The organism is Aeromonas hydrophila subsp. hydrophila ATCC 7966 (assembly GCF_000014805.1).
GTDB lineage: Bacteria > Pseudomonadota > Gammaproteobacteria > Enterobacterales > Aeromonadaceae > Aeromonas > Aeromonas hydrophila.
The window spans coordinates 4218347-4241863 of record NC_008570.1; the positions used below are offsets into that span (position 1 = coordinate 4218347).

At 61.9% G+C, this 23517-nt stretch carries 21 protein-coding genes and 5 tRNA genes; 17 read left to right on the forward strand and 9 right to left on the reverse strand.

Annotated elements, in window-relative coordinates:
- Positions 1–167 precede the first annotated feature (167 nt).
- Positions 168–1184 carry an SGNH/GDSL hydrolase family protein gene (locus AHA_RS19155; protein WP_039214012.1) on the forward strand — a complete coding sequence of 339 codons (1017 nt, stop codon included), beginning with the start codon at positions 168–170 and terminating at the stop codon, positions 1182–1184.
- A 60-nt stretch (positions 1185–1244) separates the two neighbouring features.
- On the opposite strand, the gene AHA_RS19160 is transcribed toward AHA_RS19155, so the two are convergent.
- A complete protein-coding gene (locus tag AHA_RS19160) occupies positions 1245–1979 on the reverse strand; it encodes a substrate-binding periplasmic protein (RefSeq protein WP_043127047.1) in 735 nt (244 codons plus the stop codon).
- A 233-nt stretch (positions 1980–2212) separates the two neighbouring features.
- Between AHA_RS19160 and ompA the strand changes: the two genes are divergently transcribed.
- Positions 2213–3271: a porin OmpA gene (gene ompA, locus AHA_RS19165; protein ID WP_011707503.1), complete on the forward strand. Its 1059-nt coding sequence runs from the start codon at positions 2213–2215 to the stop codon at positions 3269–3271.
- Between the two features lie 85 nt (positions 3272–3356).
- Here the strand turns inward: ompA and AHA_RS19170 are convergent, their stop codons facing one another.
- The 3 genes from AHA_RS19170 to AHA_RS19180 are packed head-to-tail and all read right to left on the reverse strand — an operon-like array spanning position 3357 to position 6845.
- Positions 3357–3926, reverse strand: a complete 570-nt coding sequence (locus tag AHA_RS19170; RefSeq protein ID WP_011707504.1) for a PqiC family protein — start codon at positions 3924–3926, stop codon at positions 3357–3359.
- Entirely contained in the window at positions 3926–5572 is a 1647-nt protein-coding gene (gene pqiB, locus AHA_RS19175; protein WP_011707505.1) for an intermembrane transport protein PqiB, read from the reverse strand. Before pqiB ends, AHA_RS19170 begins: the two co-directional genes overlap by 1 nt.
- Positions 5565–6845: a paraquat-inducible protein A gene (locus AHA_RS19180; RefSeq protein WP_011707506.1), complete on the reverse strand. Its 1281-nt coding sequence runs from the start codon at positions 6843–6845 to the stop codon at positions 5565–5567. Before AHA_RS19180 ends, pqiB begins: the two co-directional genes overlap by 8 nt.
- Before the next feature lie 177 nt (positions 6846–7022).
- On the opposite strand from AHA_RS19180, the gene hfq reads away from it, so the two are divergent.
- Positions 7023–7385: an RNA chaperone Hfq gene (gene hfq / locus AHA_RS19185; protein WP_011707507.1), complete on the forward strand. Its 363-nt coding sequence runs from the start codon at positions 7023–7025 to the stop codon at positions 7383–7385.
- A 139-nt stretch (positions 7386–7524) separates the two neighbouring features.
- Here hfq and AHA_RS19190 read toward each other — a convergent pair whose 3' ends face one another.
- The 4 genes from AHA_RS19190 to dapA all read right to left on the reverse strand — a co-directional run bounded on the left by AHA_RS19190 (position 7525) and on the right by dapA (position 11896).
- Positions 7525–8115, reverse strand: a complete 591-nt coding sequence (locus AHA_RS19190) for an HAD family hydrolase (RefSeq protein ID WP_016352117.1) — start codon at positions 8113–8115, stop codon at positions 7525–7527.
- A 65-nt stretch (positions 8116–8180) separates the two neighbouring features.
- A complete protein-coding gene (locus AHA_RS19195; protein ID WP_011707509.1) occupies positions 8181–9284 on the reverse strand; it encodes an EAL and HDOD domain-containing protein in 1104 nt (367 codons plus the stop codon).
- Between the two features lie 4 nt (positions 9285–9288).
- On the reverse strand, positions 9289–10929 hold the full coding sequence (locus tag AHA_RS19200) for a GGDEF domain-containing protein (protein WP_011707510.1): 1641 nt from the start codon (positions 10927–10929) through the stop codon (positions 9289–9291).
- A gap of 94 nt (positions 10930–11023) precedes the next feature.
- Positions 11024–11896, reverse strand: coding sequence for a 4-hydroxy-tetrahydrodipicolinate synthase (dapA, locus tag AHA_RS19205; RefSeq protein WP_011707511.1), 873 nt, complete (start codon positions 11894–11896; stop codon positions 11024–11026).
- A gap of 280 nt (positions 11897–12176) precedes the next feature.
- Between dapA and rsmC the strand changes: the two genes are divergently transcribed.
- From rsmC to AHA_RS19250, 9 genes are all read left to right on the forward strand, one after another.
- Positions 12177–13205: a 16S rRNA (guanine(1207)-N(2))-methyltransferase RsmC gene (gene rsmC / locus AHA_RS19210; RefSeq protein WP_011707512.1), complete on the forward strand. Its 1029-nt coding sequence runs from the start codon at positions 12177–12179 to the stop codon at positions 13203–13205.
- 149 nt (positions 13206–13354) lie between these two features.
- Positions 13355–14572: a glucose-1-phosphate adenylyltransferase gene (gene glgC, locus AHA_RS19215; RefSeq protein ID WP_011707513.1), complete on the forward strand. Its 1218-nt coding sequence runs from the start codon at positions 13355–13357 to the stop codon at positions 14570–14572.
- Positions 14562–16022, forward strand: coding sequence for a glycogen synthase GlgA (glgA, locus tag AHA_RS19220; protein WP_011707514.1), 1461 nt, complete (start codon positions 14562–14564; stop codon positions 16020–16022). The genes glgC and glgA overlap by 11 nt, the downstream gene beginning before the upstream one ends.
- A 116-nt stretch (positions 16023–16138) precedes the next feature.
- A tRNA-Leu gene (locus tag AHA_RS19225) sits at positions 16139–16224 on the forward strand.
- Positions 16225–16279: 55 nt separating this feature from the next.
- Positions 16280–16365 (forward strand) — tRNA-Leu (locus tag AHA_RS19230).
- Positions 16366–16409: 44 nt separating this feature from the next.
- Positions 16410–16495, forward strand: a tRNA-Leu gene (locus AHA_RS19235).
- Between the two features lie 45 nt (positions 16496–16540).
- A tRNA-Leu gene (locus AHA_RS19240) sits at positions 16541–16626 on the forward strand.
- A gap of 71 nt (positions 16627–16697) precedes the next feature.
- Positions 16698–16783: transfer RNA gene (locus tag AHA_RS19245), tRNA-Leu, on the forward strand.
- Positions 16784–16892: 109 nt separating this feature from the next.
- The gene (locus AHA_RS19250) at positions 16893–17165 is read left to right on the forward strand and encodes a late competence development ComFB family protein (protein WP_016352123.1); all 273 of its coding nucleotides are present in this window, start codon (positions 16893–16895) and stop codon (positions 17163–17165) included.
- Here AHA_RS19250 and AHA_RS19255 read toward each other — a convergent pair.
- Complete coding sequence (locus tag AHA_RS19255) at positions 17160–17369, reverse strand: hypothetical protein (RefSeq protein WP_011707516.1); 210 nt, start codon at positions 17367–17369, stop codon at positions 17160–17162. The genes AHA_RS19250 and AHA_RS19255 overlap by 6 nt on opposite strands.
- Positions 17370–17668: 299 nt before the next feature.
- On the opposite strand from AHA_RS19255, the gene nhaC reads away from it, so the two are divergent.
- The 5 genes from nhaC to AHA_RS19280 all read left to right on the forward strand — a co-directional run bounded on the left by nhaC (position 17669) and on the right by AHA_RS19280 (position 23503).
- Positions 17669–19078 carry a Na+/H+ antiporter NhaC gene (gene nhaC / locus AHA_RS19260; protein WP_011707517.1) on the forward strand — a complete coding sequence of 470 codons (1410 nt, stop codon included), beginning with the start codon at positions 17669–17671 and terminating at the stop codon, positions 19076–19078.
- Positions 19079–19183: 105 nt separating this feature from the next.
- Positions 19184–20107 carry a LysR family transcriptional regulator gene (locus AHA_RS19265; RefSeq protein WP_011707518.1) on the forward strand — a complete coding sequence of 308 codons (924 nt, stop codon included), beginning with the start codon at positions 19184–19186 and terminating at the stop codon, positions 20105–20107.
- A gap of 199 nt (positions 20108–20306) precedes the next feature.
- A complete protein-coding gene (locus AHA_RS19270; protein WP_011707519.1) occupies positions 20307–21452 on the forward strand; it encodes an ABC transporter substrate-binding protein in 1146 nt (381 codons plus the stop codon).
- Between the two features lie 72 nt (positions 21453–21524).
- On the forward strand, positions 21525–22538 hold the full coding sequence (locus tag AHA_RS19275) for an ABC transporter ATP-binding protein (protein WP_011707520.1): 1014 nt from the start codon (positions 21525–21527) through the stop codon (positions 22536–22538).
- Positions 22535–23503, forward strand: coding sequence for an ABC transporter permease (locus AHA_RS19280; RefSeq protein WP_011707521.1), 969 nt, complete (start codon positions 22535–22537; stop codon positions 23501–23503). Before AHA_RS19275 ends, AHA_RS19280 begins: the two co-directional genes overlap by 4 nt.
- Positions 23504–23517 lie beyond the last annotated feature (14 nt).

The window sequence follows — 23517 nt, forward strand, 5'->3', positions numbered from 1 at the left end:
ATCTGGGGGACAGCGGTGTGACCGTAATCGATTTAATCCATACCGCATACTGCGAAATTAAATTCGGCTAGATACCCTGCAAGATGGCAAAACAGCTTCCCAGCACCTTTGCCTATCGAGGAACAGTCTGCAGGCACCACCTGCTTCCAACCAATGAGAACAACAAGATGAAGAAATGGTTTGTGTGTTTATTGGGACTCTTCGCGCTGACAGTTCAGGCAGCCGACAGTCGCCCCGCCTTCTCCCGGATCGTGATGTTTGGCGATAGCCTCTCCGATACCGGCAAGATGTACAGCAAGATGCGCGGTTACCTCCCCTCCAGCCCTCCCTACTATCAGGGTCGCTTCTCCAACGGGCCGGTCTGGCTGGAGCAGCTGACCCAGCAGTTCCCGGGGCTCACCATCGCCAACGAGGCGGAAGGGGGCGCCACCGCGGTGGCCTACAACAAGATCTCCTGGAATCCCAAGTATCAGGTCATCAACAACCTGGATTACGAGGTGACCCAGTTCCTGCAAAAGGACAGCTTCAAGCCCGATGATCTGGTGATCCTCTGGGTCGGCGCCAACGATTACCTGGCCTATGGCTGGAACACTGAACAGGATGCCAAGCGGGTGCGCGACGCCATCAGCGATGCGGCCAACCGCATGGTATTGAACGGCGCCAAGCAGATTCTGTTGTTCAACCTGCCGGATCTGGGCCAGAACCCCTCGGCCCGCAGCCAGAAGGTGGTCGAGGCGGCCAGCCATGTCTCCGCCTACCACAACCAGCTGCTGCTGAACCTGGCACGCCAGCTGGCCCCCACCGGCATCGTCAAGCTGTTCGAGATCGACAAGCAGTTCGCCGAGATGCTGCGCGAGCCGCAGAACTTCGGCCTGAGCGACACCGAGAACGCCTGCTACGGCGGCGGCTATGTGTGGAAGCCGTTTGCCTCCCGCAGTGCAGCCAGTGTCGCCAGCGACAGCAGCCTCTCCGCCTTCAACCCGCAGGAGCGGCTCGCCATCGCCGGCAACCCGCTGCTGGCCCAGGCCGTTGCCAGCCCCATGGTGCGGCGCAGCGCCAGCACCCTCGACTGCGAAGGCAAGATGTTCTGGGATCAGGTGCACCCTACCACCGTCGTGCACGCCGCCCTGAGCGAGCGTGCCGGTGCCTTCATCGAGGCTCAATACGAGTTCCTCGCCCACTGATGAAAAAGGGCCGACGACAGTCGGCCCTTTTTTGTTGTGCTGCCCCGGCGGGCCCACCGCTCAGCGGTAGCGCTTGACGATGCCGTCGTAGATGCCGTTCTGCTTGATGGTGGCCAGCGCCTCCTGCAGTCGCTTGATCACCTCGGGCGGCGTCTTCAGACTCGCCGCCACGTACAGATCGCCTCCGGTAAAATCCTCGATGTCGTGCACTATCTTGAGGGCCTCCGGCCCATAGCCCGCCTGGCGCACGTAGTAGTTGGCCGTCTCCTGCGATACCGGCCAGAGATCGATGCGCCCCATCAGCAGTTTGAGCATGTTGGCCTCGTGGTTGTTGTTGCGTTGCAGGTTGGAGAACTTGCGGCCGATCAGGTACTGCTCCAGCGCATCGTTGCGCACCGTACCGATGGACCAGGCCCGTGCCTGCGACAGCTGGCTGAACGGCTTGATGTCGTCCCGCTTGGCCAGGGCGAAGACGTGAAAATTGATCTGCGCTATCGCCCCGATCCACTGGAACTGTGCCTCGCGCTCGGGGAAGCGGCTGATGCTGTAGATGAGCACGTTGGGGCGGCTGCGCGCCAGCGAGATGGCCCGCGCCCAGGGGTAGATATCCAGCGTGTATTCGAAGCCGGCCTGCTCCAGCATGGCCTCCACCACCTCGGTGCCCAGCCCTTTGACGTCAGCCTCCTCCAGATAGTTGTAGGGCGCATAGTCCTCGGTCACCACCTGCAGGGTCTCGGCCGCCCAGCCCGGCGCCAGCCACAATGCCCAGCACAGCCATATCCATCTGATGTTCATGCCGACCTCGCAGCAAATCCGCCTCGGTTAACTATTGCGCTCCCTCGCCAGAGCGCAAACTTCCGCGGCAAATTGCGGCAATGGTAATCACATTATGTTTTATATCAGTTGGTTGAGAACCTGCTTAAAGCGACTACCCTTAATCTGTTGTGGCTGTGCTATAAGCCCCGACCCATAAGGAGAGGCGACCCTATCAACCTCCCCCCAACAATATGAAATTGCAGAGGCTCAACATGAATAAAACACTGATTACCTTGCTGGTTTCAGGCTTGCTTGCGGCCAACGCCCAGGCAGCCGGACAGGACAACACCTGGTATGGCGGTGCCAAGCTGGGTTGGTCCAACTTCTATGGCGTCGATCACAACCAGGCTATCAAGGACGACTACGCCATCAGCGAAGAGGACAAGAATGACGTCGGTGCCGGCGCCTTCCTCGGCTATCAAATCAACCAGAACCTCGGTGTCGAGCTCGGTTATGACTGGCTCGGCAAATACAAGTACACGGCGACCGACAAGCTGATCCCCACCGACATCAGCCGGGACGAGATCAAGGCCCAGCTGGCCCAGCTCACCATGAAGATCGGCCTGCCGGTCAGCGAGAGCCTGGATCTCTATACCCGCCTGGGTGGCGCCTACGCCTGGACCGACAGCAAGCAGCTGGACAATGACAACGGCGCCGCCTTCGTCGGTGCCCTGGGCGCCGAATACGCCTTCAACCGCGACTGGGCCGCCCGTCTCGAATACCAGTACACCACCCCGCTCGGCGACAAGGCGCTCGACAAGACCGGGGCCGAACTCGACAACGGCCTGCTGGCGGTCGGCGTGGTCTATCGCTTCGGTCAGGTAGCCCCCGTGGTGGCCGCACCGGTGCCGGCCCCGGCGCCCGAGCCGGTAGTGGTCGACAAGCAGTTCACCCTGAGCTCGGACGTGCTGTTCGACTTCAACAAGGCCACCCTCAAGCCGGCCGCCGGCCAGGCGCTGGATAACCTCTACAGCCAGATTGAGCAGGCCAGACCCAAGGATGGCGTCGCCACCGTGATCGGCTATACCGACCGCATCGGCTCCGATGCCTACAACCAGAAGCTCTCCGAGCAGCGCGCTCGGACCGTCGCCGACTATCTGGTCGGCAAGGGCCTGCCGGCAGGCAAGGTCAACGTGGAAGGTCGCGGCAAGGGCAATCCGGTCACCGGCGACAGCTGCACCAGCAAGTCCAAGAAAGAGCTGATCGTCTGCCTGGCCCCGGATCGCCGGGTTGAGGTCAAGGTCGAAGGGATCTCGGAAGTTCAGCAGTGATCCTCAAGCGTGGCTGACAGCCACGAATGAAAAAACGGGAGGCCAAGGCCTCCCGTTCCATTTTGGGTCGTGCAGCGGCACAGCGTCAGGCGCCCTTGCGCACCTCTGCCGCAATCTGGTCGAGCAGTTGCTGCCAGCCAGCTCCCAGCTCGCTCACCAGAGTGCCGTAGCCATCGGCCGGCAGCACCCGCACCTGCTGGAAGGGGACGTCACGCAGTACCGTGCCCTCTTCGGTCAGCAGGCGCCAGCGGCCGCTCAGCACGGCGCGCCCGTCGTGGCGGCCCTGGAAGCGCTCCACCGAAATGGTCAGCACCGGCCCCTTACGGGCACCATCCTGCCGCACCACCCAACCCGGCAAGCGACTGGAGAGGCCGTTCAGAGTCAGCTGATCGAGCTGGGCATCCAGCGACCCCGCCCAGCGGTGATACTCGGCGAAGTGCAACTCCTTGCCCTCCAGCTGATAGACCAGGCTCATCCGATCCAGCTGGCCGGAGAGGGACACCGGCTTGAGCACCAGCTGGTGCTGCGGCTGAGCCACCACTGCGGCCGGTTGCTGCGCCTCGGCGTCGAGGGAGTAGTAGTGCAGCTGCGTCGGCGCAGAACTGCAACCCGCCAACAGGCCCAGCAAGGCCAGCGCCATCATCTGTTTCTTCATCATTGACCTCGCTTGGGCTCGGGATCACGGGGGCGAGCCCGATCGAAAATCAACGAGCTCGGCTGCTCGTTGAGCGAATGCACCAGCGGCTGCAACTCGCGCATCAGCTGGTTGAGCGACTGCACCGACTGCCGCAGATCCTGGTTGGTCTGGGAGTTGGCATCGTACTCCTGCAGCGTGCTCTGCAACTGCTTCAGGCTGTCGTTGAGGGACGCCGGCAACTGCTGGGTCGCGCTCTGACCGGTGAACTTGTCCAGATTGGCGCTCACCGCGCTGACGTTCTTCAGGGTCTGCTCCAGGGTCACCAGGGTGTGGTTGACCTGGTTCAGCGTCTTGGCGGTGTCCATGTCGACGAATTTGTCGAGGATCTGGTTCACCTTGCGCTCAATCTGATCCAGCCCGGCCTGTACGGTCGGGAACACCTGATAGCCCGCCAGCTTGGTGGGCTGGAACCTGGGCGCATCCGGATAGAAGTTCAGATCCACCACCTTGCCCCCGGTCAGCAGGCTGGAGGTCTTGAGCGTCGCTCGCAACCCCTCCTTGAACTGCCGGCCGAACAGCGCCCGCCACTGCTCCTTCTCCGCATTGGCATAACGGTGGGAGAGGCGCTGCACCTCGATCCGCGCCAGTACCGGGATCTGCCGGCTCTGGAACATCTGCACCCCTTTCTCGTCGATGAGATAGGGGGCCGAGATGACGGTGCCGACCCGGATGCCGCGATACTCCACCGCTGCGCCCGGATGCAGGCCACCGACGCTGTCCTCGAACAGGAACACGTAGTCGATGAACTGATCCAGGCTACCGGCCAGTACGCTGGCCTGGTCCTGGAACAGGGTGAAGTCATCCATCTGCTTGACCGGCTCGCCGGGCGCCCAGCCGGGCGGCAGCCCCATGGTGATGCCGCCGTCCAGCAGGCTCTCCAGCGAATCCATCTTCACCTTCATCCCCTCGCTGCTCATGGAGACCTCGAAACCCGGGGTCATCCAGAAGCGGGAGTTGCTGCTCACCAGCACGTCATAGGGGGCGTTGATGAAGATCTGATACTGCATCTCGCTCTTCTCGGGCAGGAACTTCGCCTCTTCCACCTGGCCTATGGTGAAGCCCTGATAGTTGATGGGCGAGCCGACCCCGAGTGCCCGGGTGTCGCGGCTGCTCAGCGATAATCGCAGCCCCTTGGCGTCCTGGGAGGCCAGTGGCGGCTTGTCCAGCATGGCGTACTCGTCGCGGGCCTTGCCCTTCTTGCCGGGTGCCAGTTCGATGTAGGCGCCGGAGAGCAGGGTACCGAGGCCGGAGACCCCCTCCCGGCCGACCCTGGGCTTGACCACCCAGAACTGGCTGTCCTTCTTGAGCATGCCGGCGGCGGCATTGGTCAAACGGGCCTTCAGCACCGCATGGCTGTAGTCCTCGCTGAGCTCCACCGCCTCGATGCGGCCTACTTCCACCTCGCGGGAGCGGATCACCGTCTTGCCCGCCACTATGCCTTCGGCCGTCGCCACCGTCAGGGTGAAACTGGGACCTTGTGAATACCAGTGCTGGAACAGCATCCAGATCCCGATGAACAGCGCCAGCAGCGGCACCATCCAGATAGCGGCGGCCGAGCTCAGAAAATCAGAGCCGGGTTTCCACCTTTTCTTACGCTCACTCACGTTCGCGTTCTCCTTGTTGTAAATCCCAGATCAGGCGGGAATCGAAGCTCATGGCTGCCACCATGGTGATCAGCACCACACCCGCAAAAGCGACGGCCGCAGGGCCCGGATAGATGGTCATCAGGTTGTCGAGCCGGATCAGGCCCGCCAGGATGGCCACCACGAAGACGTCGATCATCGACCAGCGTCCCACGAATTCAGTCATGCGATAAAGCTTGAGCTTGCCAAGGGGCGATGCCCCCTGGCCGCGCTGCACCATGTAGCAGAGCCACAGCAGCGCCAGGATCTTGACCAGCGGCACCACCACGCTGGCGAAAAAAATCACCGCGGCAATGGGATAGGAGCCCATGGCCCACAGCAGCACCACCCCGCCGAGAATGGTGGAGGGGCTGTCATCCCCGAGGAAGACGGTGTCCATGATGGGATAGAGGTTGGCCGGTATGTAGAGGATCACCGAGGTGAAGAGCAGCGCCCAGGTCCGGTTCAGCCCACCCGGTTTGCGGCTGTGCAGATGATCGCCGCACCGTTTGCAACTGTCGGCACCGGCCTCGCTTAGGGCGCCACAGATGTGGCAGCCCACCAGCCCGGAGGTCATGGCGCTGGCTTCGTCATCCTCCACCGTCAGCCCGTGCAGCTCGCTCGGCCCGAACAATCGTTGCCACAGCCACATCCGGTCCAGCGACGAGATCATCTTGATCAGCAGCACCGTGTAGCCGACGAACGCCCAGAACGACAGGCCCATCTTGATGTCGGCCATCCCCATCAGCTTGACCAGCGAGATGAGCACCCCGATGAGGAACACATCCACCATCAGCCAGGGCTTGATCCGGCACAGCAGCCGGCCGAGGGAGCGCAGGGCGTTGCTGTGCAGATCCTTGTCGACCCGCCACAGCACCAGCATGATGGAACCGATATAGACCAGCGGCAGGCCGATCAGGGTCAGGCTCAGCACAGCCCCGAGGAACAGGTAGCCCTGATCCACCAGAGTGGTGATGCACTGCAGAAAGGTCATCTCCTGCCCCACCCCCTTGGCGGAGAAGGACATGAAGGTAAAGGAGTTGGAGAGCACAAACATGATGATGGCCGCAAAGCCATAGGCGATGGGCCTGCGCTCCTGCTCCGGCAGATGACGGCTCAGGGTGTGACCGCAACGCGGGCAGCTGCTCGCCTCCCCCACGGCCAGCGTGGTGGCCGGCACCAGCAGGTCGCACTCTTCGCACGCGGTGGCGTCATGGGTATAGGTGGGTTGGTGTTGGTGTGAAACCGGATGCAAGATGAAACCCCAGCATGAGGCCCGCCACGGGGCCAGAGCCGCCAATTATTACAGCAGCGGCCCGCGCCGACCAGCCCTGTCGTTGCACCATCCGGGTCAGGTGTGAGAATGACTTTGACAAGCAAGTGACCATTTAGCACAATCAAACGCCACTTTTTTTCCGCGGGACAATAATTTATGACAACTGAATCCCCAAGCTACTCCACGATTGAGCAAGCCTTCTCCCTCGGGAACGGGCAAGATTCTGCCCTCAACTGGTTGCGCAAGAATCGCAGTCAGGTCGCCATCTTCCTGGTGAGCGGCATCAAGCTGGAGGGGACCATCAGCGGTTTCGACCAGTACAGCGTGCTGTTGACCGATGCCCACGGCAATCAGCAGCTGGTCTACAAGGCCAAGATTTCCACCATCGCCATGCACTCCGGCCGGCCGCAGGTCAGCATCCAGCGTGCCCGCAAACCCCGCGTCTCCATGGCGCCGCGCCCCCATGGCGCGCCCGGTCGTTACGACGACAACCAGGGCGGCGGTAGCAGCGAGCAGTAATGCACTTGCCTGGGTCACCCCGACGCCATTGCTGCGTCAAAGGGTGACCGAGTCCATTCTCATGTATCATGTCTGTCCCGTATGAGAATGGACTCCACTCTTCCTCCGAGTAGAACCATCCGTTTTCTCTCTCTTCCCTTCAATACTGCAAGTCGACCGGTCGGCCATCCCTGACCATGCAGGTCTGCATCCCCGCAGCCTGACCAGCCTGCACGCCGATCCCCGTATCCTCGAATACCAGACAGCCTGCCGGCTCGACCCCCAGCCGACGTGCGACCAGCAGAAACGTATCGGGATGAGGCTTGTGCAGCTCCACATCGTCGGCGGTCACCACCACGGGGAAGTAGCGGTCCAGCCCGGTGTTGCGCAGCACGGCCTCGGCATTGATGCGGGGCGAGCCGGTACCGATCCCCATCGGGATGCGGCCATGATAGCGCTCAACCAGTTCCAGCATGGCCGGGAAGACGGTCGCCTTGTGCAGGTTGGCCACGTAGTGTTCGGTCTTGCAGCGGGTCACGATGAGCGGATCCAGGGCGATCTGTTGCTGCTCGGCCACCAGCAGGGCGATTTTGCGGCTCGGCATGCCGCCCAGCTCATAGAACCAGTCGGCATCGAAGTGAAAGCCAAATTCGCGGGCCGTGTGCGCCCAGGCGGCGAGGTGCAGCGGCATGGAGTCCACCAGGGTGCCGTCGAGGTCAAATACCAGGCCTTGAAATCCGGATAGGGTCATGTGCGGAGTCTGTCTCTGAACAAAGGGTCCCCATTCTAGCCAGAGCCATCCCCGCTCGCCACGACCTAGGTGGCGAGAAACGCTTGCCCCCACATTTGTGCCTGAAAATAGATGGGCGTCAGTCTGGCGGGCTCCAGCTGATAAGTGGGCGCCAGCTGGGCCAGCAAGGGCCAATCTCCCTGTTCATAGCTCTTCACCAGCTGGAACAGATGAAAGAGCGGCCCCTCGCGAGACTCCAGCGCCCGCCTCACGTCCTTGGGCAGGTGGGCCTTGAGCTGCTCGGAGAGCAGCGAGCCATCCAGTACCAACCCCACCAGAAAGGCCCAGCTGGCGGCCGCCTTGCCGAGCGCATTCAGGGCGATCAGCTCGCAGAAGCGGCCACGGGCGATGGCCATGCGGGTGCAGGCCTCCGGCATGTGCTGGCTGACCCTGGCCAGCCCGTAGATGAGCACGAACTTGCGGATCTCCTGCTCCCCCAGATAGGAGAGCGCCCGGGTGACCGAGACGATGGGGCTGGCGTGATCGAAACCGGGGGCGTTGACATAACTCAGCAACTGCCCCGGCAACCAGGCATCCTGCTCCAGCAGGGTAGCCACCCGGGCAAAAGAGAACTCCTCGCGGCAGATCAGTTGCAGTATCTCCTGCACCAGCTTCATGTCCGGCTGGGCGGCGCGCTGGTTGACCAGCTCGGGGCGGGCGAGAAAACCGCCGGCGAAGAAGTCGACCCCCGCCTCCTTGAGCGGCAGGAAGTCTCCCCAGGTCTCGATGTCGAGCGCCATCCGCTTGTGCTCGGTCGGCTGGCGGATCCCCTCTTCGCCCATCCAGAACACCAGCAGCCGGGAGGCGTTGAACCAGCGTGGCTCGCGCTGGGCACCGTGCACCGCCAGCCGGCGCCGGTAGTCGCGCCACTGCTCCAGCACGGGGAAGGAGGCGGGCAACCGATCGGCGGAAGCCTCGACCAGCGGTATGGTGTCCTGATCGAACAGCAGGGGACGCAGTTCATCGAGCTGCTCGTGGGTGAAGGGCAGCAGGTATTGTCGCCCCTGTGCCAGCAACCGGCACTGGGCCGCCAGCAGCGTCCATTCGGACGGGTCGGCAAGCTGATAGTCGATGCCATAGGCGACGAGGGCGAGGCGGCGGTTGAAGATGGGGTAGCGACGTAACAACATGGGCTCACCGATAGGCTAGCGTACACGCCCTCCCCTGCGATTTGGCATGATAGAGCGCCTGATCAGCCTGTTCGGTCAAGCTCTGCCATGTTCCATCCAGCGAGGGAACCAGATAGCTAAAGCCTATGCTAACCGTAATGAAATCAGCAACTCGGGAGGCCGGATGCAGGATCTTTAATTCGCTGAGCCCCTGGTGAATCTGTTCCGCCAATCGCTCCGCTTCGCCGGGTTGCGGACCACACAACAGGATCACGAACTCCTCGCCACCATAGCGTGCCACCAGGTTGGTGCGCCGCCGCTCCGCCTCCTGCAGCAGACGGGCGACCTGCTGCAGACATTGGTCCCCCTTGGCATGGCCGAAGTGGTCGTTGTAGGACTTGAACTCATCCACATCGATCATCAGCACCGCCAGCAGGTTCTGATGGCGGCGCGCCCACTCCCACTCCCGCTGCATGGTGAGATCCCAGTGGCGGCGGTTGGCGATGCCGGTCAACGGATCCTCCAGCGACAGCAGCGACAGGCGCTTGTTGGCCTCCTCCAGTGCCCGGTTGGTCTCCGCCAACTGCATGGTGCGCTCGCTGACCCGCTGCTCCAGTTCACGATTGAAACGCTCAAGCGCCTCCTGGGTACGCTGGCGGATCAGCAACTGGGAGAGCATGGCCGCATACTGCTTGAAGATCTCGCTCTGATAGGCCTTGAGTGGTCGACGCCACAGTAGGTTGTCGGCCGCAATCCAGCCAATCGGGGTGGCGCCATCCCACAGTGACACCATGGCGTTCCAGCCGCGACCCACCTCCTGCTTTTCGTAGTAGAGCGGCGCATCCTCCAGCACCAGCACATAGTCCTTGCGGCGCAGCGCCTCCTGCACCGTGGGGTGATCGGGAATGGGACTGATGAAGTGATGTTCGTCGATCAGCTCGCCCGCCTCGTTGGTACCCCAGGTGCCGTGCATGGTCTTGAACTCGGCGTCGACCAGGAAGATGGCGATGCGATCGAACTGCAGCTCCTGGCGGGCCAGCACCACGGCCTCGCGCAGCAGTTGATGCTCGCTGTCGCAGCGGGAGAGCTGAACCCCCACCTGATGCAGCGCCTGCAGCATGCTGAGGAAGGAGCCTTGCAGCGCCTGGCTGCGGATGAGGTCGGCCTGGGTATGCCGCCGCTGATCCCGCTCCAGATCGATCTGACTGGCGAGCAACCGGCTCTCCAGCTCGGCGGCAAGATAGTGCATCAGCAGCTGAATGCTCTGTTGCTGGCGACGGGAGAGACGATCGAGGCGGCGGCGGGTCTCCAGATAGACCACCGCCTCCAGCCCCTTGTGGCGTTTGAGCGGGAAACAGGCGCGCAAGCGTGTCGTCTGCGGCTCCACCGTCTCCCAGATATCGTGAGGGTGGGCTAGCTGCTCCACCACCAGCTGTCCCTTGTCGAGGGCATGTTCGATGAAAACGATTGGCAGCTGGAGCGTAGCAAGGGCGTCGGCAGTCAGGCAGACCAGCCCCTGTTCGAGCTGAAAGCTGTATAGCTGGGACTCGGGCGCCCGCAGCCACAAGTAGATCTGTTCGGCTTCGGTTTTTTCCCTGACTGCCGCCAGCGTCACTTCACAGAGATGTTCAAAACTGGTGAAGTGCTCTGGATCCCATTCCTGCATGCCTGTCATCCTTGGTTGTATCCAAGCGAGTATATCGACAAACATTTCACTTTAATTGACTAGCCAGTCAAAAGCGCGATCCAGAGCCCACTTTTTATAACAGATTCAATGCCTGCATCGCGTCACGAATACGGGTGCGCGTCGCCTCGGACAGCGGCATCACCGGCAGGCGGCACTCCTCACTGCAAAAGCCCAGCAGGGAGACCGCATACTTGGCACCGGCGGGGCTCGGCTCGGCAAACATCGCCTGATGGAGCGGAATCAGCTTGTCTTGCAGCTCACGCGCGGCTTGCCACTGGCCGGCCAGCGTGAGGTTCTGCACTTCGGCCACCAGCTTGGGCGCCACGTTGGCAGTCACCGAGATGCAGCCCTGACCGCCGCCGATGTTGTAGGCCACTGCGGTCGCATCTTCACCGGACAGCCAGGCAAACGGCTTCTTGATCAGCTGGCGTTCGGTCCAGGGGCGGGCCAGATCGCCGGTGGCGTCTTTCACCCCGGCAATGCGCGGCAGCTCGGCCAGTCGGGCCAGGGTGGCCGGCTGCACGTCGACGATGGCGCGCGGCGGGATGTTGTAGACGATGATCGGCTTGCTGGTGGCGTCGTGCACAGCCTTGAAGTGGTGGTAGAGCCCCTCCTGATTTGGACGGTTGTAGTAACCGGCCACGTGCAGGGTGGCATCGGCTCCCGCCTGCTCGGCATGACGGGTGTACTCGATCGCCTCGACCGGGTTGTTGGAGCCGGCCCCGGCAATCACCGGAATGCGGCCCGCCACCAGCTTGACCACCAGCTCCACCACCCGGCAGTGTTCGTCATGAGTCAGGGTCGGGCTCTCGCCCGTGGTGCCCACCGGCACTATGCCGTGGGTACCCTGCTCGATATGCCACTCCACCAGACGCGCCAGCGCCTCTTCATCCAGCTTGCCCTGTCGAAAGGGGGTGATCAGGGCGACGATTGAACCTTTGAACATGGAATTTCCTTCTCCGTTGACTCATGAATGTGGCAATAAAAAACCCCGGTACGATGTGCGCAACCGGGGTTTGAATCTGCTCAGGGATGAGAGGTTACGCGCGAACGTCGGCAGGCCCGAATGTCAGGCTTTTTTTATGCTTTCGTTTCAACCCGTTGAACCGCATTGCGTCATCTCTGCTCAAAAAATGGTGTCTGGGCATATTTCGGGAACACGGCATAAATGTCAAGGCGAAAGCGGCTATGTATAATGGCCGCCCAAAATTGCGTGGAGAGACCCGATGAGCAGCCCGATCAGTGCCGTCAGCCAGATGCTGGAACGAAACCAAGCCCTCTTTGTCGGCAAGCGGCTGCTGGTGTGCGGCGCGCTGGAGGATGACTATCCGCGCCAGCTGGCGACCCTGACCCACTCCCTCACCGTCTTTACCACGGATTACTGCTACTACCGCAGCCAGCAGGCCGCGCTGGGGGATGCCATCCTGTTCGACCATCAGCTCGGCGGCGCCCCCCGTTTCGATGCCCTGCTGCTGCTGATGCCCAAGGCCAAGGCCGAGGCCCAGTATCTGCTGGCCATGATGACCCCGCTGCTGGAAGCCGGTGCCGAGCTGTTCCTCGCCGGTGAAAACCGCGGCGGCATCAATGGGGCCGACAAGCTGCTGGCCCCCTATGGCGACAAGCCGGTCAAACGCGACTCGGCGCGCCGCTGCTCCCTCTATCACGGCGAGCTGAGCAAACCGGTTGAACCGTTCGAGCTGGATAGCTGGTTTGGTCGCTATCAATGCCAGGCCGGCGACACCGAACTGACCGTGCTGGCCCTGCCCGGTGTGTTCAGTGCATCCGAACTGGATCTCGGCAGCCAGATGCTGCTGGCCAGCCTGCCAGCCATGCAGGGATCGCTGCTCGATTTCGGCTGCGGCGCCGGGGTGATTGGCTCGGTGCTGGCCAAGCGCAATCCCGGGCTCAAAGTCACCATGGTGGACATCAACGCGCTGGCGCTGGAGTCCAGCCGCCGCACCCTGGCCATCAACGGTCTGCAGGGCGAGGTGTGGGCATCCGACGTCTATTCCGACATCCAGGGGAAATTTGGCCGGATCGTCTCCAATCCGCCGTTCCACGCCGGCCTCAAGACCTTCTACGCGGCCACCGAGACCTTCCTGGCCAAGGCGCCGGATCATCTGCAGTCCCAGGGCTCGCTGACGATAGTTGCCAACGCCTTCCTGCGATATCAGCCTATACTGGAGACGCACTTCAAACGGACTGAAGTGATCAGCAGCGATGCCAAATTCAAGGTCTATCTGAGCAAAGTGTAAATAAGTGTAACCAGTCACCGGAAACAGGTAGAGAGCCCCATACGGGATCTGATAAGGTAATTGTTACACCTCAAACCACCCCTTTAGGGGTGTTTTTTTGCATCAAGCTGAAAACCTTTTCATAGTATGAATTCAGGGAGAGAAATACGATGGCAGGCATACTCACCATGATCCTGGCCGGCGGCGAAGGTACTCGCCTCCAGCCACTCACCACCACCCGCAGCAAGCCCTCGGTTCCCTTCGGCGGCAGCTACCGACTGATCGACTTCGTCCTCAACAACTTCGTCAACGCCGACTTCCTGCGCATCTACGTATTGACCCAATTCAAGTCCCAGTCCCTCTATCTGCACATGAAGAAGGGCTGGAACATCGTCGGCATCACGGACCGCTTCATTGACCCGATTCCGGCCCAGATGCGGATGGGCAAACGCTGGTATGACGGCACCGCCGACGCCATCTACCAGAACCTGCGTTTCATCGAGATTTCCGACCCCGAGCACGTCTGCATCTTCGGCTCCGACCACATCTACAAGATGGACGTGAGCCAAATGGTGACCTTCCACAAGCAGAAGGCCGCCGCCCTGACCGTCGCCGCCCTGCGCATGCCCATCGAGGAGGCGAGCGCCTTCGGGGTGATCGAGGTGGATCAGGAGGGCCGGATGATCGGCTTCGAAGAGAAGCCCAAGCGGCCCAAGCACATCCCCGGAGATCCCACCCAGGCGCTGGTCTCCATGGGCAACTACATCTTCGAGACCGAGGCGCTCTATCGCGAACTCAAGCGCGATGCCGCCGAGGAGAACTCCAGCCACGATTTCGGCAAGGACATCATCCCCAGCCTGTTCCCGCGCGCCCCCGTCTATGTCTATGACTACAGCACCAACGTCATTCCGGGCGAGAAGCCCAACGTCTACTGGCGCGACGTGGGGACGCTGGACTCCTACTGGCAGGCGCACATGGACCTGGTGGCCGACGATGCTCCCTTCTCTCTCTACAACCGCAAGTGGCCGCTGCATACCCACTACCCGCCGCTGCCGCCCGCCACCTTCGTCGATACCGACGACTGCAAGGTGAAGATCGCCAACTCCTTGATCTCCGGCGGCTGCTTCATTCAGGGCAGCCAGATCCAGCGCTCCATCCTGGGTTTTCGCTGCAACGTGGGGCCTTGCAGCCACATCAGCGAGTCGGTTCTGCTCGGGGACGTGAAGATCGGCGAGGGCTGCTCCATTCGCCGCGCCATCATCGACAAGAACGTTGAAATTGCGCCCGGCACCGTGATCGGTGAAAATCTGGACCATGACAGAGAACGATTTACCGTGTCCGAAGGCGGTATCGTCGTGGTACCTAAGGGAGCAAGAGTTGGCTATTAACCCACTGAAAATCCTGTTCGTTGCCTCGGAAGTTGAGGGGCTTGTGAAGACCGGGGGCCTGGCTGACGTGGCCAGAGCCCTGCCGCTGTACCTGGCCCAGAAGGGGCATGATGTCAGGATCATGCTGCCCTTCTACAAGACGATAAAGCGACGGGATGAGGCCAAACTGCTGGTCTCGCGCTGGCTGCCAACCCACCCGGGCCTGCCGGACATCGGCTATCGCATCTATCAGATGGATCTGGAGGGAGTCTGCGTCTATCTGCTCGACTGCCCGCAGTACTTCGATCGCCCCCAGCTCTACGCCGAGAACAACCAGGCCTATCCGGACAACGGCGAGCGCTTCGCCTTTCTGGCTGCGGCTGCGCTGCACGCCAGCGAGCAGCTCGCCTTTGCCCCCGACATAGTGCACTGCAACGACTGGCACACCGGCCTGCTGCCGCTGCTGCTGAAAACCCGTCACGCCCACAACCCCTTCTTCCAGCACACCCGCAGCGTGATCAGCATTCACAACGCGGCCTTTCAGGGGGTATTCGAGCGCCAGCAGTTCTGGGCCGTGCCCGAGATTGCCGACTACGAACAGCGCATCAGTTACGACTATGGCCATGTCAACCTGCTCAAGTGCGGCGTGCTCTATGCCGACAAGATCAACGCGGTCAGCCCCAACTATGCCAGCGAATTGCTGACTCACCTGGGCGCCCACGGCATGGCCAGCATCTTCCAGCAGCGGGCGGCGGATCTGCGCGGCATCCTCAACGGCTGTGACTATCAGGACTGGGATCCGGCGTTCGACGACTTCCTGCCGGCCACTTATGACGTCGACAATCTCGCCGGCAAGCACATCTGCAAGCAGAGTCTGCAACAGGAGACCGGCCTGCCGGTGGTGGATCTGCCCATCTATGGCATGGTGTGCCGGCTGACCGAGCAGAAGGGTGTTCACCTGCTGCTGCCGGTGCTGGACAAGTTTCTGCATCACAAGGTGCAGGTGGTGATCGTCGGCTCGGGAGATCCCTCCCTCGCAGCCCAGCTGCAGACCCTGGCGCAACAATTCCCGGACCGGCTCGCCTTCATCAACACCTATGACGACCGGCTCGCTCATCTGGTGGAAGCGGGTGCCGACTTCTTCCTGATGCCCTCCCTGTTCGAACCGTGCGGACTCAACCAGATGTACAGCCTGGCCTATGGCACCCTGCCGCTGGTGCGGGCCGTCGGCGGCCTGAAAGATACGGTGGTGGACTGGGATGCCGACCCGGAGCAAGCCACCGGCTTCTGCTTCAACGATCCGACCGCCAACATCTTGCTCGATGCCATGCGCCGCAGCCTGCTCTACTACCTGCAGGATCCCGAGCAGTTTGCCCGGGTACAGCGCAATGCCATGAACACCCGCTTCAACTGGCCGGATTCGGTCACTCAGTACGAGCAGATGTATCAGGACGCACTGGCCCGCCACTGAGGCAGATTGCTGAAGTTTTGTCCCCTTGATGCTGCTTTGAACGTCAACAGCGAAAAAAGTCCCCTTTGGCTGTTGACGCTCCTTCAAAACTCTATAGAATCCCCCACCGCAGTGATGCGAAGGTGGCGGAATTGGTAGACGCGCTAGCTTCAGGTGTTAGTGTCCCACGGATGTGAGGGTTCGAGTCCCTCTCTTCGCACCATACTGCAACATGCTTTATCAGACAGCATGTCAATCCAGACTGATAACCCGAATGTGCGAAGGTGGCGGAATTGGTAGACGCGCTAGCTTCAGGTGTTAGTGCCCCCCGGGTGTGAGGGTTCGAGTCCCTCTCTTCGCACCATGCTTCTCCAGACAGCATGTAAATCAAAACTGGTAACACAATGTGCGAAGGTGGCGGAATTGGTAGACGCGCTAGCTTCAGGTGTTAGTGTCCCACGGATGTGAGGGTTCGAGTCCCTCTCTTCGCACCATGCTTTATCCAGACAGCATGTAAAACCAGACTGGAAACCCGATGTGCGAAGGTGGCGGAATTGGTAGACGCGCTAGCTTCAGGTGTTAGTGCCCCCCGGGTGTGAGGGTTCGAGTCCCTCTCTTCGCACCATGCTTCTGGCATGTAAAACGCAGAAAATGCGCTCCAACCGCATTTAAAAACCAGCTGGAGAAAATCAGTGTGCGAAGGTGGCGGAATTGGTAGACGCGCTAGCTTCAGGTGTTAGTGTCCCACGGATGTGAGGGTTCGAGTCCCTCTCTTCGCACCATTCATTATGCAAAAGGCCCATCACGAAAGTGATGGGCCTTTTGTTTTTACCCCTTGTTATGACTATGCTTTTGACGACTCACCGCCCATCGTCATGCCAAGGAACGCATATGATACTGGATACCGACATTCACAACTTCTACGAGCATCTGGTGCTCAAGGAGATTGAGAGACAGGGGCTCAACCAGAAGCTGAGTGCCAACCAGATGGCCGATCTCTGCTGCCTGACCCTGAACCAGCTGCCCTCCCACTACATTCGTCACGACGTCGACATGATCTACTTCCTGACCGATGCCAAGCGTACCGAGATGGAGAAAAACGTCATCGAGTCGCTCAAGCTGGCGCAAGAAAAGGTGCAAAGCGCCCCGGCTACCTCGTCATAACCAGGGCTGTTGCCAGATCAGGGCCGCGACTCCCGTCATACCGGCCACCGGCAGCAGGATCAGCGCAGGCCTCAGCCTGGGTTCCAGCATGACCCAGGCGGCCAGCAAGAAGCCCAGGCTCCACATACCGTACGCCTTGTCCTGACCCCAGATCAGGATCGCCAGCAGCCCGATCAGCAGCATGGCTCTCACTATCCATCTCATGACACACTCCCCTTCAACAGTTGATAACAATCATCATTTGTATTTTAGGAGTATGCAATCGGACTTTTCTATCGGAGTCGAATGTCCCATCGGGGCAAACAGAGCACTCAAAAACGGGTTATGAGATCAACTAATTTGTAAGTTTTTCAATCAAAACTGCATTTTTGCTAAATCAGTTGGGATTTGCCCCCCCAGGTTTGTGGTAGATTGCGGCCTCTTTTTGGGTGGGCCCCTCGGGATACGTGTATCCACAGGACGAGAGGGACTGACCTTGGCGAGCAAGAGTTTAGGAAGTATCTATGCAAAACCAACAAAACCACATCCGATTGCCGGGCATGTCGCAAGTGTTTGCCTGCCTGGCTATTTTCCTGGCCCTGGCCTTCTCCTTCACCAGCGTGCTCGACCTGCCAATCCAGTTGGCACTGTTCATCGCCTGGTTCGTCATCATGGGGCTCGGCATCAAGCTCGGCCATGATTACAAATCTCTGGAGCAGGCGGCCGTAGACGGCGTCGCCAAGGGGATGGGGGCCATCCTGATCCTGGTCTCCGTCGGTGCTCTGGTCGGCACCTGGATTGCCGGCGGCATCGTCCCCAGCATCATCTACTTCGGCCTCAAGGTGATTCACCCGTCCATCTTCCTGCTGGCGACCCTGATTATCTGTTCGCTGACCTCGCTGGCCACCGGCACCTCCTGGGGCTCGGCTGCCACTGCCGGCATCGCCATGATGGGGATCGGCCACAGCCTCGGCGTGCCCGCCCCGCTGGTGGCGGGGGCCGTGCTCTCCGGCGTCTACTTCGGTGACAAGCTCTCCCCGCTCTCCGACTCCGTGGTGCTGGCCTCGACCATGTCCAACGTCGACGTGATGGAACACATCAAGGGGATGCTGCCCATCAGCCTGTTCTCCTATGTCATCACCGCCGCCCTGTTCACCGTGGTCGGCATGCAGTACTCCGGCAACGTCAGCCTGGAGCAGGTCAACCTGGTGATGGAAGCGCTCGACAAGCAGTTCAACATCACCCCGCTGGCCATAGTCCCGGTGGTGCTGGTGCTGGGCCTGTTGGCCAACCGCAAGCCCGCCTTCCCGGTGATCAGCTTCGGTGCCCTGCTGGGTCTGATCTGGGCCATCCTGTTCCAGGACATGGATCCGGTCAAGGCGATGCACTCCGCCTACAGCCCGTTTGCCATCACCTCCGGCGTCGACTTCATCGACAACATCCTGGGCCGCGGTGGCATGGAGTCCATGCTGGGCTCGGTGGCCGTCATCATCTTCGGCTTGGGATTTGGCGGCCTGCTGGAGAAAGTCGGCATCCTGGAAGTGATCGCCAGTGCCTTCGAGAAGCGCATCAAGGGTGCCGGCAGCCTGACCACCCACACCATAGGCACCGCCTTCCTGGCCAACGTGTTCGGCTCGGCCATGTATGTGTCGCTGATCCTGACCCCCAAGATCATGGCCAAGAACTACGACCGGCTGGGACTGGCACGCAAGAACCTCTCCCGCAACGCCGAGTTCGGCGGCACCCTCACCTGCGGCATGGTGCCCTGGAGCGACAACGGCATCTTCATGGCCGGGGTACTGGGGGTGGCGACCCTCGACTACCTGCCCTACATGTGGCTCAGCTTCACCTGCATCATTGTGACCATCACTCTCGCCTATCTCGGCAAGGCGGTGAACCGGATCCCGGTGATCGAGGCGGCCAGCTCCCGCTAACCGCCGGAAAAACCATGACAAAGGCGCCAGCACGGCGCCTTTTGTCTGGCCGCGATTCAAGGTTAAGCTGGCAGTCACCTTGATCGCATGCGGCAGGACGCCCAGATGAATTTCACCTTTCGCCAGATCCGCTATTTCGTGGCGGTGGCCGACAGCTTCTCGGTCAGCCGCGCCGCCGCCGAGCTGCACATCTCCCAGTCGGCGGTCACCAGCGCCATCCGCGAGCTGGAGACCGAGCTCGGCGCCGCCCTGTTCGAGCGCAATCCGCGCGGCGTCAGCCTCACCACCCAGGGTCACCAGTTTCTGCTGCACGCCCGGCGCATCCTCGGCGCCATGACCGAAGCCGGCCAGTCCCTCAAGGCGGTGGCCCAGCAGGATCAGGGGCGGCTCACCATAGGCGTGACCACGCTGGTGGCCGGCTACTACCTGTCGGAAGCGCTCGGCCGCTTTCGCCGCGCCTTCCCGGCGGTGCAGATCGAGGTGAAAGAGGACGAGCAGCCCTATCTCGAACACCAGATCGTCAACGGCGAGGTGGACGTGGGGATCCTGATGACCAACCGCACCATCCGCCAGGAGGCGTTCGATACCGAGCTGCTGACCCGCTCGCCGCTGCGGGTCTGGCTCGCCGCCAACCACCCGCTCTGCGCCGAGTCGACCCTCTCCCTCAAAGCGCTCGGCGAGGAGCCCATGATTTCGCTGACCGCCGACCAGCTGGACCAGATCATCGGCGGCGGCCTGCGCCGCTACGGCATAGCGCCGCGCATCGTGCTGCGTACCGCCTCGGTGGAAGCGGTACGCAGCCTGGTGGCGAGCCAGCTCGGGCTCGCCCTGCTGCCGGACTTTGCCTACCGCCCCTGGTCGCTGGAGCAGGAGCGGGTCGAGGCCCGCGCCATCAAGGAGCCCATTCCCGCCATCGACATCGGCCTGGTGTGGCGGCGTGGCTCGCGGCTGGAGTGGACTGCCCGCGAGTTCATCGACATAGTGCGGGATCAGAGCCGGCTGCGGGCCCGTCAGCCCCTCGCCCGCTGAACCTGCCCCTTGCACTGTCGTGGTATCTGCCACAGAAATTCAGATTCATCTGCACTCGATATCGATTTAGCAGATACCTCTGGCGTTAAAAATTGAAATTCTCATTGCTCACGGCTTCTCCTACGCTCATGGCTGGTTAACAGGATGTTAATTGTCAGCGTGGCATCACAACCATGCCCGCCCCAGCAAGGAGAGCAAGATGAAACTGACCCCCCTCACCCTGGCCCTGATCCCCGCCCTGCTGGCAGGCCAGGTCCAGGCGGCCCCCACTACCCTCGGCAAGGGTGAAGGCCAGCTCAACATCGTGGCCTGGGCCGGCTACGTGGAGCGCGGCGAGACCGACAAGAACTACGACTGGGTCACCGGCTTCGAGAAAGAGACCGGCTGCAAGGTCAACGTCAAGACGGCCGCCACCTCGGACGAGATGGTGGCGCTGATGAACGAGGGGGGCTTCGATCTGGTGACCGCCTCCGGCGACGCCAGCCTGCGCCTCATCGCCGGCGGCAAGGTGCAGGCACTGAACCTGGCGCTCATTCCGAGCTACGGCAAGATAGACCCCCGCCTGCAGAATGCCCCATGGCACACGGTAGACGGCAAGCACTACGGCGTGCCCTACCAGTGGGGCGGCAACATCTTGATGTACAACACCAAGGTGTTCCCCAAGGCACCTGACTCCTGGAGCGTGGTGTTCGAGGAGCAGACCCTGCCGGACGGCAAGTCCAACAAGGGCCGGGTGCAGGCGTTTGACGGCCCCATCCACATCGCCGATGCCGCCCTCTATCTGATGAGCCACCAGCCCGCGCTCGGCATCAAGGATCCTTACGAGCTGAACGAGGATCAGTACAAGGCCGCCCTCGACCTCTTGCGCCAGCAGCGTCAGCTGGTGGGACGCTACTGGCACGACGCCTTCGTCCAGATCGACGACTTCAAGAACGAGGGGGTGGTGGCCTCCGGCTCCTGGCCGTTCCAGGCCAATACCCTGATCGCCGACAAGCAGCCCATCGCCACGACGGTGCCCAAGGAGGGCGTCACCGGCTGGGCCGACACCAGCATGGTACACAGCGAGGCGAAGAACCTCACCTGTGCCTACAAGTGGCTGGAGCACTCCCTCAACAACAAGCTGCAGGGGGATCTCGCCTCCTGGTTCGGCTCCGTGCCTGTGGTGCCAGCCGCCTGTGAGGGCAATGCCCTGCTCGGGAAAGAGGGGTGCAAGACCAACGGCATCGACAACTTCGATCGGGTGCGCTTCTGGCGTACCCCCGTCACCCAGTGCAAGAGCCAGGGAACCTGCGTGCCTTACTACCGCTGGGTCTCGGACTATATCGCCATCCTGGGTGGTCGCTGAGGTGCCTCAGTAAATGCCGATATGGGGCCGGACAGGAGTCCGGCCCGCTTCCCACACAGACAAGGACGCCCCATGAATGCCGTACAATTTGACCGGGTCAGCCGCCACTATGGCGAGGTGAAGGCGGTCGATGACATCTCCTTCCAGATCCCGGCCGGCGAGTTTTTCACCCTGCTGGGGCCGAGCGGTTCCGGCAAGACCACCTGCCTGCGGATGATCGCGGGCTTCGAATACCCGAGCGAGGGGGAGATCCGGCTGTTCGGCGAGCCCTGCTCCACCGTGCCCCCCTACGATCGTAACCTCAATACCGTGTTTCAGGACTACGCCCTGTTTCCCAACATGGATGTGCGCGACAACATCGGCTACGGCCTGATGCTCAAGGGCGTCGCCAAGGCGGAGCGTTACCGCAAGGTGGACGAGATGCTGGAGCTGGTGCGCCTGCCCGGCGTCGGCAACCGCAAGCCGGGCCAGCTCTCCGGCGGCCAGCGCCAACGCATCGCCATCGCCCGGGCACTGATCAACCAGCCGCGCATCCTGCTGCTGGACGAACCGCTCGGGGCGCTCGACCTCAAGCTGCGCGAGCAGATGCAGCTCGAACTGAAAGCCTTGCAGCGCCAGCTCGGCATCACCTTCATCTTCGTCACCCACGACCAGCAGGAGGCGCTCTCCATGAGCGACCGGATCTGCATCTTCAATCAGGGCAAGATCGAGCAGATCGCCGCGCCGGATACCATCTACGACGCCCCCGCCACCCCCTTCGTTGCTCGCTTCGTCGGCACCGTCAACCTGTTCGAGGGGGAGCAGGCCCGCCGGCTGTGCGGCGATGCTCAGCAGATGATGGTGCGCCCGGAGCGGATCCGGCTCGCCGAGGCCGGCACACCGGGCTGGTCCGGGGAAGTGCGCGAGGTTGAGTACCTCGGCCCCTTCGTGCGCTACCGGGTCGATCTCGGCGAGCAGCTCGAGCTTATCGTCAACCACCCCAACGAGGGCCAGGCCCGCCTGCCCCGTGGCGCCCGGGTCAGCCTCAGCTGGCCGGAGCAGGCGATCCATCACCTGCACACCGCCCCTCAGGGAGCTCAACCATGAGCGCCCCCCACAGTGCGAGCCTTGCCATGAGCCAACCCACTGCCCCCCTCTCCTATCGGCCGCTGCGGCGCCTTTCCACCCTGCTCTACGGGCGGCCAGGCCTGCTGCTGGCCATCCTGCTGGGGCCACCGCTGCTCTGGCTCGGCATCATCTATGTCGGCTCCCTGCTGATGCTGCTCTCCAACGCCTTCTTCGGACTGGACGAGTTCAGCGGCCAGATCCGCCACGAGCTGGGACTGCAGAACTTCGTCGCCCTGCTGCGGGCGGAGAACCTGGACGTGATCCTGCGCACCGTCGGCATGTCGCTGCTGGTGACCCTGGCCTGCGCCCTGCTCGGTTTTCCGGTGGCCTACTACATGGCGCGCTACACCAGCGGCAAGACCCGGGCCCTGTTCTACGTCGGCATCATGCTGCCGCTCTGGTCCAGCTATCTGGTGCGGGTCTACGCCTGGAAGCTGATCCTGGCCAAGGAGGGGGTCATCAGCTGGCTGGCAGATACTCTGGGACTGGACTGGCTGCTGGACGCCATCCTCTCGCTGCCGGTGATCGGGGGGCCGTCGCTGTCGTTCTCGCGCATCGGCACCTTCATCGTGTTCGTCTACGTCTGGCTGCCCTTCATGATCCTGCCCATCCAGGCGGCGGTGGAGCGGATCCCGCGCTCCCTGCTTGAGGCGAGTGGCGATCTCGGCGCCACCCCGGCCCAGACCTTTCGCACCCTGATCCTGCCGCTGGCCCTGCCCGGCGTGGTGGCGGGCTCCATCTTCACCTTCTCCCTGACGCTGGGGGACTACATCATCCCCGGCATCATAGGCAACTCCACCATGTACATAGGTCAGGTGGTCTACATGCAGCAGGGCACGGCGGGCAACCTGCCCTTCGCAGCCGCCTTCTCGCTGGTGCCGATCCTCATCATCGCCATCTACCTCACCATCGCGAAACGCTTGGGAGCCTTCAATGCGCTTTGATACCCATGAGTCAC